The sequence below is a fragment of the Amycolatopsis sp. NPDC114478 genome, from assembly GCF_055633805.1.
Genome location: NZ_JBVKDO010000028.1, coordinates 1 through 12,070 on the forward strand (window position 1 = coordinate 1; position 12,070 = coordinate 12,070).

The 12,070-nt window shown below is 70.0% G+C and carries 12 protein-coding genes; 4 read left to right on the forward strand and 8 right to left on the reverse strand.

The genetic code is table 11. The annotated features are described in order from the left end of the window. Positions 1–1,247: 1,247 nt before the first annotated feature. The gene (locus tag ACZ7OH_RS44825) at positions 1,248–1,976 is read right to left on the reverse strand and encodes a TetR/AcrR family transcriptional regulator (RefSeq protein ID WP_470286494.1); all 729 of its coding nucleotides are present in this window, start codon (positions 1,974–1,976) and stop codon (positions 1,248–1,250) included. 96 nt (positions 1,977–2,072) lie between these two features. Between ACZ7OH_RS44825 and ACZ7OH_RS44830 the strand changes: the two genes are divergently transcribed. After that, positions 2,073–2,657 (forward strand): flavodoxin family protein, encoded by a 585-nt coding sequence (locus ACZ7OH_RS44830; protein WP_470286495.1) that lies wholly within the window; start codon positions 2,073–2,075, stop codon positions 2,655–2,657. Between the two features lie 71 nt (positions 2,658–2,728). Here ACZ7OH_RS44830 and ACZ7OH_RS44835 read toward each other — a convergent pair whose 3' ends face one another. The 5 genes from ACZ7OH_RS44835 to ACZ7OH_RS44855 are packed head-to-tail and all read right to left on the reverse strand — an operon-like array spanning position 2,729 to position 7,567. After that, a complete protein-coding gene (locus tag ACZ7OH_RS44835; protein ID WP_470286496.1) occupies positions 2,729–3,469 on the reverse strand; it encodes an aspartate/glutamate racemase family protein in 741 nt (246 codons plus the stop codon). Between the two features lie 49 nt (positions 3,470–3,518). Beyond that, positions 3,519–4,178: a GntR family transcriptional regulator gene (locus ACZ7OH_RS44840; protein WP_470286497.1), complete on the reverse strand. Its 660-nt coding sequence runs from the start codon at positions 4,176–4,178 to the stop codon at positions 3,519–3,521. 48 nt (positions 4,179–4,226) lie between these two features. Next, entirely contained in the window at positions 4,227–5,177 is a 951-nt protein-coding gene (locus ACZ7OH_RS44845) for an ornithine cyclodeaminase family protein (protein ID WP_470286498.1), read from the reverse strand. Positions 5,178–5,204: 27 nt separating this feature from the next. Beyond that, complete coding sequence (locus tag ACZ7OH_RS44850) at positions 5,205–6,113, reverse strand: ABC transporter substrate-binding protein (protein ID WP_470286499.1); 909 nt, start codon at positions 6,111–6,113, stop codon at positions 5,205–5,207. Continuing rightward, a complete protein-coding gene (locus ACZ7OH_RS44855; protein WP_470286500.1) occupies positions 6,113–7,567 on the reverse strand; it encodes an MFS transporter in 1,455 nt (484 codons plus the stop codon). The genes ACZ7OH_RS44850 and ACZ7OH_RS44855 overlap by 1 nt, the downstream gene beginning before the upstream one ends. A 281-nt stretch (positions 7,568–7,848) precedes the next feature. Between ACZ7OH_RS44855 and ACZ7OH_RS44860 the strand changes: the two genes are divergently transcribed. Beyond that, positions 7,849–8,763, forward strand: a complete 915-nt coding sequence (locus ACZ7OH_RS44860) for an ABC transporter substrate-binding protein (RefSeq protein WP_470286501.1) — start codon at positions 7,849–7,851, stop codon at positions 8,761–8,763. 535 nt (positions 8,764–9,298) lie between these two features. Here ACZ7OH_RS44860 and ACZ7OH_RS44865 read toward each other — a convergent pair. Then, complete coding sequence (locus tag ACZ7OH_RS44865; RefSeq protein WP_470286502.1) at positions 9,299–10,234, reverse strand: RluA family pseudouridine synthase; 936 nt, start codon at positions 10,232–10,234, stop codon at positions 9,299–9,301. 16 nt (positions 10,235–10,250) lie between these two features. Beyond that, positions 10,251–10,628, reverse strand: a complete 378-nt coding sequence (locus ACZ7OH_RS44870) for a DUF5313 domain-containing protein (RefSeq protein WP_400875908.1) — start codon at positions 10,626–10,628, stop codon at positions 10,251–10,253. Between the two features lie 79 nt (positions 10,629–10,707). On the opposite strand from ACZ7OH_RS44870, the gene ACZ7OH_RS44875 reads away from it, so the two are divergent. Together ACZ7OH_RS44875 and ACZ7OH_RS44880 are read left to right on the forward strand one after the other, a co-directional pair. Further along, positions 10,708–11,145: a MarR family winged helix-turn-helix transcriptional regulator gene (locus ACZ7OH_RS44875; protein ID WP_400892828.1), complete on the forward strand. Its 438-nt coding sequence runs from the start codon at positions 10,708–10,710 to the stop codon at positions 11,143–11,145. Positions 11,146–11,180: 35 nt separating this feature from the next. Further along, entirely contained in the window at positions 11,181–12,062 is an 882-nt protein-coding gene (locus ACZ7OH_RS44880; RefSeq protein WP_470286503.1) for a TIGR03854 family LLM class F420-dependent oxidoreductase, read from the forward strand. Positions 12,063–12,070: the final 8 nt, after the last annotated feature.

The window sequence follows — 12,070 nt, forward strand, 5'->3', positions numbered from 1 at the left end:
ATCATTTGCCACTGCTCATCAGTCAGCTCGTGCCTACGCACCACAACCCAAGATCAAAGCAGACCACCCGCACCAGCTTTGAGGACAGGCCCTAGCGCGGCCGGCCCGGTTCCACGGCGAAGAAGACCGACCGCCCTTACATCGGCTCGAACTCCGGCGGGGGAGCGGTGGTGCCAGGGTGCCACCCGCCCACACCGGCCCGGTGGACTGCACGCCGATTTCCTCACCGCACAAGTCGACTTCGCCGTCTTCGTCCAGCTTGTCGTGCCCCGGGGCGACGAACGCGTCGGCACCCAGGTCGAGGGCGAGCTCATGGTGGTGGGTGTGACCCGTGCCGTCACGGTCGCGCCTGCTCGCTTCGCCGGCTGCACCGCGATCGGGCCGGCCCCGCTGGCCGCGCCGCGAATCAGCACAGTCTGCTCCGCCGGGAGGCAGCGGATCGGCAGCCGCCCCCGGTGTCCGGCGACCGTCGTGGCCGACGGGAGCCGCCAGCTACGCCTAGACCCGCGCGCACGGCCCGTCCGCCTTCCAGCCGCCCAGACCGGACCCTGTCGTCGTATGCTCGTAGGAGCGGCAGGGAGCCAGGCCGTCACACGTCCGGCCCGGTTCGATCCCAATCGGCCTCAATCGGCCTAAAAATGCAGGTCAACCCCTATCTGGCCACTAGAGGCGCCAGTTCGGGAAACGATGTCCTAAGTTCTGGCACAAGTAGGGCAGAAGGTCCTGACCTGCTGTTTTGTAGTTGTTGATCTGGCCGGTTCGTGGCTGGGCCGTTTCGGGATCTTCAAGCCGTGCCGCCCCGGTGTGGCGCGGTTTGGAGATCCCGTCGGCTGCCTCCCGCGCCCGGCGATGGCTCTATGGGAACAGGTGGGTATAGATCCGGAGTGGGTAACCCGGATCGTGGTGACCGAGGTGCTCGGCCAGTTCCTTGACCGACACTCCGGATGCCAGGGCGATCGAGGCGTAGAAGTGGCGCATGCCATGCATGGGGCGAGCGCGCCCGAGCGCGGACCGCCGATGTGGGGTCTCGAGGCTCAGGACATGTCGATCTTGTGCGACCTGGGGTTCCTGGTTGTCTCACGGTGATGCCACCAAGATCAGTCTCATTTTCTTGGCGTTTCTTCAGCGCTCCGGCGATTTTGCCGCAGCGTGGCGCCGACGGCGTGTTCGAGTCGGCCGACCTGGTCGACGGGGCCGGCCAGGAGTCGCCGTGAGCTGGCCGCGGTTGTCGAGATGGCGTGTTGCTGTTACTGGCGGGATGGGTGGGCCTCGTTGAGGCGGGCGAGCCATTCGCGCAGCAGGCCGGCCTCGGAGACGCTGAAGCCTGCGTCGGTCACGGGGTCGGTGTTGCCGGCGGGAGTGATGATCCCGAGTAGCGACTGTGCGCGCTCGGCGATGGGGGAGTGGTCGGCGCGGGGGCTCGATTGCTCGGTCAGGGCGTCGAGCACGATGTCGCGCAGTGGCCGGATCAGCTGGGCGTGCCGTGCTTGTTCCGGCTGGGTCAGCAGGAGCAGGACCGCGCCCGTCGTGGATGCCTCGATGGCCACCACGGCCGCTTCGACGGGCACGCGGAGCAGGCCCTGCGCGTTGGCGCGTTCGAGCATGCCGCGCAGGATGGCCCGGTTTTCCGTTGCCGCCACGGGCTGGCGGCCCGGCCGCGCGGTTCCGTACATCAGCGTGTAGATGGCGGGGTTGGCCAACCCGAACTCGACGTGCACGTCCCAGCCTCGGCGCAGGTCGGCGACCGGGTCCTCGCTGGCCACGAACGCGCGTTTTTCGGCGAGGTAGCTCTCGAAGCCGAAGCTGGCCACAGCGTCGAGCAGCCCGTCCTTGTCCGTGAACAGCCGGTACAGCGTCGGTGTCTGAACTCCGGCCGCTGCCGCGACGGCTCGGGTGGACAGTCCGGATGGTCCGGCGTCGGCGAGCAGTTTCACGGCCGCGCTCAGGATGCGCTCGCGTTGGTCGTCGGAGGTCATGTGTCGATGATAACGGAAGCTTGTTGACGTTGACAATGACACTGGTACGGCTCTAGCGTTGCCGTTGTCAACAAGTGTGTGTCGAAGGGATCTTCCATGCCATCCGTTCACGTCGCTATCGCTTACTACTCCGGCTACGGGCACACCCTCGAGATCGCCAAGGCCGTCCGCGACGGCATCGAGTCGGTGCCCGAGGCCCGCGCCGACCTGGTCGACGTGGCCGACATGACCGACGCGAAGTGGGCGGTCCTCGATGCCGGCGACGCGATCATCTTCGGAACACCGACCTACATGGGATCGGCATCCGGGGCGTTCCACGCATTCGCCGAAGCGACCTCGAAGCGCTGGATGACCCAGCAATGGCTGGACAAACTCGCGTCCGGGTTCACCAACTCCGGATCGATGAGCGGCGACAAGCTGCACACGCTGCAGTACCTGGCCCTGCTGGCCGCACAACACGGCATGCACTGGGTCAGCCTGGGCCTGCTGCCCGGCTGGAACACCACCACCAGCAGCGAGCACGACGACAACCGGCTCGGGTTCTACCTCGGCGCGGGCGCCCAAACCTGGAACGACCAAGGCCCGGACGCCGTCCACAACGCCGACATCACCACAGCACGCCACCTCGGCGCCCGGGTCGCGACCCAAGCCCTGCGCTACCAGCATCCGGTTGCGTCATAGGTCGTCCAGGCGCCGTCCGAGAGCCCAGCTGCTCACAATTTGCCAGGGGGCGTTCCAGCTCCCGGCCGGCGTCAGGAAGTGGCGAGGACCCGTTCGAGTCCGGTGTCCCAGCCAGGCCGGATCTTGTCCCGAGGCGGTGCGTAGGTCCGGATCTTGCTGGTGCGCTGGACGAGCCGGACCAGGGCTTCGGCCAGCGCGACGCCGGCGGCCACCGGGTCGATCACCGGGACGCCGAGGTGAGCCGACAGCGCCGTGTCCATGCCGGCGAGGCCGGCGCAGCCGAGGACCAGCGTTTCGGCGCCCTGGTCCAGCAGTGCGCGGGCTTGGGTCACCAGGGGGCTGCCCGGGCCGATCTCGAGGGTGCCGACCTTGAGGACCGGGAGGTCGGCGGCCCGCACCCCGACGCAGTTGGCCGCGACTCCGGCGGCGTGCAGGCTGTCCTGGATCTGCACGATCGCGCGGGGGAGGCTGGTCACCACGCCGAACCGCGGTCCGAGCATCAGGGCCACGTGGGCGGCGGCGTCGGTGATGTCCACGACCGGGACGTCGAGCAGCTCCCGGAACGCTTCCCGGCCGGGCTCGCCGAAGCCGGCCAGGACGACCGCGTCGTACGGCTCTTCGTAGCGGCGGACGACGTCGAGCATCGCGACCGACGCGAGCTGCCCGTCGAGGTAGCCCTCGGCCGAGGCGACGCCCCAGGTCGGCGCGATGGTGACGACGTCGGCGGCCGGAGCGGCGGCGCGGGCCGCCGCGTCGATCACCGCGGTGATCGATTCGCTGACGTTGCAGTTGACGACGAGCAGCCTGGTCACGATTTCTCCTCCGCCGGGTTTCGCTTCGCTGAGCCCGGCGCGGCCGGGACTATTCGCCGGGATGATCGAGCTGCGACCGGTAGATCTGCTCGTCCTTGGCGATGTGTTCGTCCATGAGGTAGCCGGCCTGGATCGGCGAGCCGTTGAGGATCGCGGCGGCGATGGCCGCGTGGTCGGTCCAGGCCGAGTCGATCCGCTCCTCCAGATCGAGCTCGAAACCCCACGAAACCCGCTGCAGGACGCGATCGATCGCCAGCTGCAGCTGCTGGTTCCCCGACGCCTGGGCGACCAGCTCGTGGAACTCCATGATCAGCGGCGGCAGCGCGGCGACCTGGTGGGACCGCGCGGCTTCCCGGCCGCGGGCGACCACTGTCGCCAGCTCGTCGGCCGCGTCGCCGCCGCGCTGCTGGGCGGCCAGCCGCGCGGCCATCGTCTCGAGGGCTCGGCGCACCTGCATGAGTTCGAAGCTGTCGCGGAACGATCCGGCGGACACGGTCGCGCCGCGGTACGGGGTGAGCGTGACGAAGCCTTCGGTCTCCAGCCGGCGCAGCGCTTCCCGGACCGGGACCCGCGACACACCGTGTTCCTCGGCCAGCGCTTCTTCGAGCAGCCGCTCGCCGGACTTGTAGCGGCCGGCGATGATCGCCTGCCGCAGCTCGTTGGCGATCACGTCCCGGTGCGGATCGCGGACCTTCCTGCTCCCGGCCATGCGCCGAGCCTACCGTCGCCGCGCGGCCGGGCCCCGGTTCCGGGCCGGTCACCGCGTGGGGTGTTCGGTCGAGGCCAGCAGTGCCGTCACCGCGGCCAGGTCCTGGATCGGCAGGCCGACCGAGGTGAACATCGTGATCTGGCCGGGCGTCCGCTCGAAGGGGCGATCGAGCAGGACCTGCCCGAGCTCGAGCCGGAGGTCGTCGGCGGAGATCGCGCCGTCGGCGATGGCCCGGACGACGGCGCCGGATTCGGCGAGGGCGACGTCGAGCGCGTCGACGACGACGGTGGAGCGCCGCAGGACCTCCGAGTCGATCTCGCGGTGGTCGGGTCTGGGCGGCGACCCCACCACGTTGAAGTGCTGGCCGGGCCGCAGCCAGTCGCCGCGCACGATCGGCTCCCGGCTGGGCGTCAGGGTACACACGATGTCGCTCGCCTCGACGACGTCGCGGACCTCGGGGACGATCGTGCAGGGCAGGCCGACCGACGCGGCTTCGGCGACGAGCCGCTCGGCGTTCTCCGGCGTCCGGTTCCACACGACCACCTCACCCAGATCGCGCACCGCCGCGATGGCCCGCAGGTGGCTGCGGGCCTGCGCGCCCGCGCCGATCAGGCCGAGCACCCGCGCGTCGGGCCGGGCCAGCGCGCGGGTGGCGACTGCGGACGCCGCGGCCGTGCGCAGCTGGGTGACGACCGCGCCCTGCAGGGTCGCGACGCACTCGCCGGTGTCGATCTTCATCACGACGATGGTCGAGCGCTGGCGGCCCTGGTCGTTGTCCGGGTTGTCGATCAGCAGCTTGAAGCAGACGAGGTCGCTGACCGTCGACGCGGCGAGCATCGGGATGATCACCGCCCGGCTGTCGGGGACGGCCAGCGGCAGGCGGGGCGGCTGGACGGCGCGACCCGCGGCGAGCTCGATGTGCAGCTGCTCGACGACTTCGATGAGCTTGCCGAGATCGAGCGACTCCCGGACCGTCGCCGCGTCGAATGTGAACGTCACGGACGTCTCCTTTGACGAAGTGGTTGCTCAGACCGGCTTTTCCGCGGCGTCCAGCGCGCGGGTGTCGACAATGGACTCGAACCGGACGTGTGCCGTGGTCAGGCCGGCGGTGTGCAGGATCGAGGTCCACCGTTCGACGGGCCCGGGGTCGAGCCGCACGCCGGCCCAGGTGCCGTTCCCGGCGATCTGCCCGGCCACGTCGGCCAGCACCGCCGGGTCGGTCTCGGGCCATTCCTTTTCGAACAGCGGGGTGAGGTCGCCCGCGGCGCCGGACCGCAGCAGGCGCATCGCCTCGTCGATCGACCGCACGAACGGCACCAGCCGGGGCAGCAGCTCGTCGATCCGCTCGCGCAGGACGTAGTAGACGCTGTTGGGCATCCGCCCGCCGGACTCCGCGTGCCGGAACACGATGTGGCCGGTGCCGGACCGCACCAGCTCGGCCGCCGTGCCCAGGTCCGTGATGAAGGCGTCGCCGAGGCCGGCGACGAACAGCTCACGGAACATCTGCATCGACAGGTCGTGGACGAACCGGGCGTCGTATGGCTGCAGACCGGCTTCGCGCATCAGTCCGCGGGTGAACTCCCCGGGGGCGCCGCCGCCCTGGCCCGGGGCGAGCACGGTCTTGCCCGGCAACCAGTCCAGCGTGAAGTCCGGGACCGGCTCGCGGGTCACGACGGCCATGGGGAACCGGTCGTTCAGCTGGGCGACCGCGACGAAGTCGCGTCCGTTCCCGGCGTACATCGCCGGGACCCACAGCCCGCCCAGCGCGACGTCGGCTGACTCGTCGGCGAGGTCGTGCATGACGCCGTCCCACGGGTTGCGCGGCCGGTAGGGCACGTTCAGGCCGTTGCGGGAGAAGATGCCGTGTTCGCGGGCGACGTACTCCGGCAGGTAGTTCACGCCGTGCGCGGTCGCGCTGACCGCCAGGGTTTCCATCAGGGGCGCCTTTCCTTGGTGAGGGGAGCGGTTTCCGTGCTCTCGTTGATGTCCTCCAGGGACCGGCCGAGCGTCTCGGGCGCGAAGCGGGCGGAGACGGCCAGGATCGTGTACATGGCGGCGATCATCAGGAACACGCCCGCCACCCCGGCGCGGTCGAAGGCGAACACGGCCGCGAACGGCATGAGCGCACCGGCGACGTTGCCGACCCCGTTCACGGTCGAGCAGCCGAGCGCGCGGACCCGCGTCGGGTACAGCTCGGGTGACCAGAGGGCGAGCGTGGAATTGAGGAACAGCGAGAAGAACTGGAAGATCGAGCCGAAGATCAGGATGCCGGCGGCGCCGTTCGCCAGTTCCGCGAAGGCGACGGCGGACAGGCAGCCGAGGACGCCCGCGATGACGACTGTGGTGCGCCGGGGCAGTTTCGCCGCGACGAGCGCGGCGGCCAATGCGCCGAACATGCTGCCCGCGTACATGATCAGGGTGAAGATCAGGCTGCTGGACACCGAGTAGCCTTTGGACACCAGCAGGGTGGGCAGCAGGACCAGGAGCGTGACCTGCGCGCCGAACGCCATCCACGACGCGACCCCGATCGCGACGGTCCGCTTGAGCAGCGGGCGCTTGAAGATCTCGACCGGCGACACGTGCGGCTGGACCTCCACCGCGGAGCTAGTGTCGAGGAACGGGATGACCTCCGCGTCGGTGGGCCGTTTGCGGATGGTGTCCGACGCGAGGATCGTCAGCGCGCGGTTCGCCTCGTGGATGCGCCCGGAGTCGACCAGGAAACGCGGCGACTCGGGCAGGTACCGGCGGTAGACCACGACGAGCACGGCCGGGATCGCGAGGAAGCCGAGCAGCCACCGCCAGGAGAGCAGGTTGCCGCCGAGCACGTCGTTGAGCGGTCCGAGGACGACCACGAACAGCCCGTAGGCCGCGAAGTTGCCGATTCCGCCGGAGGCGAAGCCCATCGTGCCGACGGCGGTGCCCCGGCGTTTGGTCGCGACGATCTCCGATACGAGCGTGAGCCCGATGGTGAACTCGCCGCCAAGGCCGATGCCGACGATGAACCGGCTGATCAGCAGGACTTCGTAGTTGGGGGCGAAGGCGCTGAGCAGGCCGCCGATGGTGTAGATCAGCAGGTTGAAGCTGAGGGAGAAGCGCCGGCCTTTCCGGTCGGCGAGGTAGCCGCCGACCAGGCGGCCGACGATGCCACCGACCACGGTGAGCGTGTTGATCGTGACGAGCTCGTCGTTCCCGATGCCCAGGGTTTCCTTGAGCATGGGGCCGATGGCCCCGGGGGCGTCCTGCTGCAGGGTGTCGAAGAACATGCCTGCCATCACCAGGCCCATGACCCACAGCTGGGCGCGGGTCAGCGGGATGGCATCGAGAGCATCGGCGACGGAGTGGTACCGGGCGCGTTGCGCGACCGGCTGGCGGGGATCTGGATCTGACACGACCGTCCTCCTCGGATGGGCTGCGGCTCGCGCAGCGATGAGGTGTGTGACGCACCTCATCCCCCCGAAGTGTTTGTATACGAAATGCGAGGGCGGGTCAAGAGGTGCAGGCAGAGCGTAACTCGCGTTGACGGCGGAAAAGTCCCAGATCAGAGCTGTTACATCGTCTTAACGAAGGGGGTCTCAGAGGTGTAGTGACGGCTAAGCCCGGCGTTGCGCGTATACAATATGAACGTCGTGCGGGCGGTGATCGGCTGCCCGAAGCTGGTCGAGGAGGACCGATGGATCGCATGCACGTGTCGGCGACGTCCCACTGGCCCAACTACCTGCCCGAGTACATCGCCCACGAGCACGGCTACTTCGCCGACGAGGGCCTGGACTTCGGACGCAGCGCGCCGCCGGACTGGACGAAAGTGCTCTCCGATCTCCACGACGGCACTTGCGCGGTGGCGCTCGGCGGGATCTGGGTCCCGGCCATGTACTACGGCCGCGGGCAGCACTACGTACCCTTCGCGGCGCTCAACTCGCGCAACCCGAAGGTTCTCGTGATGCGGGAGCCCGTCGAGGGCTTCAGGTGGTCACTGCTGGAGAACAGGATCGTGCTGGCGCCGGGCGCGGGCGGGACCGCCCCCTACGTCCACACGGCCGGTCTCATGCGCAGGTCCGGAGTGGACATGGCGACGGTGCGCTGGGTCCGCGACCTGAGCGGGCCGATGATGCTCGACCTCTTCCTGGGCGGCCACGGCGACGCGCTGGTGACCGACGCGATCAACGGCGCGCTGCTGGAGCGCGCCGGCACCGGGGCGATCGTCGCCCGGCACGACGTCGACGGCGGCCCGATGCCGAACAGCGTCTACTACACGCTGCCGGAAACGCTCGAGAGCAGCGACGTGATCCGGCGGTTTTGCGTTGCGCTGCAACGGGCGTACGACTGGCTCCGCGGAAACTCGGCGGCGGGCGTCGCCGACGTGCTCGCCCGCGAGTGGCCGCACCTCGACACCGGCCACCTGATCGAGATCGTCGACGACCTGCGCGCACGGGGCATCTGGGAGGACATCCGCATCGATCGCGGCGGCTACGAGGAATGGCGGCGGATCATGGTCGAGGACGGCCTCGTCAGTGCCGACGTGCCTTACGACAAGCTGATCGACCCGCGCCCCGCTGACGCGGCGGTCGAGCAGGTCGCCGCCCGGTGAGAACTGACCGGATCCAAGCGCACGCCGCGCTGCCGAGGTGGGTGCGGTGGACCCGGCCTGGGCGGCGTGGGGTCCAGACAGGTCGGCCACCGCGCGATGCCATCGCGGCGGGGTTGACCGAGAGCGCGGGGCGCTGCCCACCGAACACGTCGACTTCGCCGCCTTCGTCCAGCTTGTGGTGCCCCAGGGCGACGAACGCGTCGGCACCCAGGTCGAGGGCGAGCTCCAGTGGTGGGCGTGACCCGTGCCGTCACGGTCGCGCCCGCTCGCTCGCTTCGCCGGCCGACCCCGCTGGCCGCGCCGCGAATCAGCACAGTCTGCTCCGCCGGGAGGTAGCGGATCGGCCAACCCCCGCCGGTGTATGGCGACCCGACGACCGCCGTGGCCGACGGAGCCGCCACCCACGCCTAGACCCGCGCACTCCAGCCGCCCAGACCGGACCCCGTCGTCGTATGCGCGTAGGAGAGGCAGGGAGCCAGGCCGTCTACAGGCCGTCACACGTCCGGCCACAAGTGACACGCGCAGCGTCCCCGGTTCACGCCGGGGGCGCCGCCCACGCGTCGAGGTCTTCCCACGCCGTCAGACGCAGCCCGCTGGTGAACCGGCGGGGCGTCCCGGTGACCGGGTCGTCGAACGCGACGACCCGCGCCAGCAGCTGTAGCGGCTTCGTGAAGTCCCCGAGGGACTTCTCGCGCAGCGTCGGGTAGAAGTCGTCGCCGAGGATTGGGATGCCCAGGCTGCTCAGGTGGACGCGCAGCTGGTGCGTGCGGCCGGTCGAGGGCGTCAGCCGGTAGCGTCCCAGCCCGGCGCGGTGCTCGGCCAGCTCGACGTGCGTCTCGGCGTTCGGCTCGCCCGGCACCTCCTGCGCCGCGAGCACCCCGCGTTCCTTGACGATCCGGCTGCGCACGGTCCGCGGCAGCTCCAAAGCGGCGTCGAACGGCGCGATCGCCTCGTACTCCTTGTGGACCTTCCGGTCGCGGAAGAGCGTCTGGTACTTCCCGCGCAGCTCCGGCGTGATCACGAACATCACCAGCCCCGCGGTGACGCGGTCGAGGCGGTGGGCGGGGGACAGGTGCGGCAGGTCGAGGTCCCGGCGCAGCCGCACGAGCGCCGTCTCGAGGATGTGCTGCCCGCGCGGGATGGTGGCCAGGAAGTGCGGCTTGTCGACGACCAGCAGGTGCTCGTCACGGTGCACGACGCGGATCTCGAACGGCACCGGCACCTCGTCCGGCAGGTCGCGGTGGAACCAGATGAACGAGCCGGGCGCGTACGGGGTGTCGACGCCGAGCGGGCCGTCGGAGCCGTGGATGCGTTCTTCGCGCAGCATCTGCTCGATGCGGTCCGGCGTCACCCGCGGCAGCCGGTCGACGAGGTGCGCCAGCAGCGTCGGCCACTCGCCGTCGGGCAGTCTCAGCCGGGCGGGCTCGAGCCCGTGGCGGGGCGGGATCGGGGGCCGGAGCTTGCGTCTCATCGTCCCCCGACTGTAGCTAACCCTCCGACGGCGTCCGGTAGCGCGCGACGTAGCGGGCGGTCGCCTCGGCGTTCTTCGCTTCGGCGGCCTCGGCGCGGATGCGGCGTCCGGTGTGGTGCGGGAAACCCTGCCGGCCCAGCCGGTGCTCGACGCTCTCCTCCATGTACGCGCAGGAGTAGAAGTACGCCACGAGCGCGGCCATGAGGACCAGCGAGAGCCGCAGCCAGATCGAGCCGGGCAGCAGCAGCCACACGGCGCACAGCGGCACGATGCCGACCGACCGCTGCAGCACGTACCGGGCCCGCCAGTGCTTCGACGTCGCGTCGTGCAGGGCCCAGTCGTTGTAGCGGGCCGGCAGCTTGACCCCGACCGCGTAGCCGAACCAGCGGAGCAAACCAGGTCGTTCCATGAGGACTACTGTACACTAATAGTTAGTGTACTAATTGTCTCGTGGGCCACGTTAGGATCGCGCCATGATCGACCTGGGTGAAGACCCGCTGAAGCTGGACCGGCAAGTGTGCTTCGCGCTGTCGGTGGCTTCGCGCAGCGTGATCGCGATCTACCGGCCGCTGCTGGAGCCGTACGGCCTGACCCATCCGCAGTACCTGGTGATGCTGGCGCTGTGGGAGCGGTCGCCGCGGTCGGTGAAGGACCTCGGGACGACGCTGCGCCACGAGCCGGCGACGCTGTCCCCGCTGCTCAAGCGGCTCGAAGCGCTCGGATACGTCACGCGCACCCGGAGCCGCGAGGACGAGCGCCAGCTGACGGTCGAGCTGACCGCCAAGGGGCGCGCGCTGCGTGCCGAGGCGGAGAAGATCCCGTATAAGGTGGTCGAGACGCTGGGGATGGACGTCGCCGAGCTGGAGGCGCTCCACGGCGTGCTGACCCGGGTCATCGACGCCACCGCCTGAGGAATGCCCCGCCGCCGTGCCGGGTTGAGCAGAGTGTGCTGAAGATCAGGCTGGGCGTCGCGCCGGGGGCGGGGACCGGGCCGGCGGAGTTCGCCGGGCTGGCCGAGCGGCTGGAGGACGCCGGCGTCGACTCGCTGTGGCTGTCCGAGCTGGTGTACTCGCCCGAGGTCGACCCGATGATCGGCATGGCGCACGCGCTCGCGCGGACGTCGAAGCTCAAGGTCGGCACCGGCGTCGCGATTCTGCCCGGACGGCACCCGGTGCTGGTGGCCAAGCAGCTGCTGACGCTGGCCGGCCTGGCGCCGAAGCGGGTGCTGCCGGTGTTCGGGCTGCGCCCGGCGCGCGCGGCGGAGCACGACCTCTTCCCGGTTCCGCCGGGTCGTCGCGCGGCGGTGTTCGACGAGTCCCTGACCTTATTGCGCCGCCTCCTCGAAGAAGACGAGGTTTCGTTCGACGGCGAGTTCTTCCAGGTTTCCGAAGTCCGTCTCGGGCCGCGTCCGGCCAAGCGCCTGGACGTCTGGCTGGGCGGTTCCGCCCCGGCGGCTCTGCGTCGCACGGGCCGCCTGGCGGACGGCTGGCTGGGCAGCTTCCTCACCCCGGCCCAGGCGCGTGACGCCCGGCTGGCGATCCAGGAGGCCGCGGCCGAGGCGGGGCGCGAGGTCGAGGAAGACCACTTCGGGCTGAGCCTGGCGGTGGCGGAGCACGGTCTGTCCGGCGAATTGTCGGCCGCGGCGGCCCGGCGGAACCCGGGCGTGCCGGTGACCGACCTGGTGGCGACGAGCTGGGCCGAGGCTCGAAGGCTGGTCGAGCAGCACATCGAGGCGGGGCTGTCGAAGTTCGTGATCCGGCCTGGACATGGGGATTTCGACGACTTCCTGGAGAAGTTCCAGACCGAGCTGGTGCCGCTCCAGAACTGACGGCTGAG

Coding starts and splice junctions, on each gene's coding strand:
- ACZ7OH_RS44850 (WP_470286499.1), bottom strand. CDS start 6,113: ATGGAAACCCTGGCGGTCAGCGCGACCGCGCACGGCGTGAACTACCTG.
- ACZ7OH_RS44840 (WP_470286497.1), bottom strand. CDS start 4,178: ATGGCCGGGAGCAGGAAGGTCCGCGATCCGCACCGGGACGTGATCGCC.
- ACZ7OH_RS44830 (WP_470286495.1), top strand. CDS start 2,073: ATGCCATCCGTTCACGTCGCTATCGCTTACTACTCCGGCTACGGGCAC.
- ACZ7OH_RS44875 (WP_400892828.1), top strand. CDS start 10,708: ATGATCGACCTGGGTGAAGACCCGCTGAAGCTGGACCGGCAAGTGTGC.
- ACZ7OH_RS44825 (WP_470286494.1), bottom strand. CDS start 1,976: ATGACCTCCGACGACCAACGCGAGCGCATCCTGAGCGCGGCCGTGAAA.
- ACZ7OH_RS44865 (WP_470286502.1), bottom strand. CDS start 10,234: ATGAGACGCAAGCTCCGGCCCCCGATCCCGCCCCGCCACGGGCTCGAG.
- ACZ7OH_RS44860 (WP_470286501.1), top strand. CDS start 7,849: ATGGATCGCATGCACGTGTCGGCGACGTCCCACTGGCCCAACTACCTG.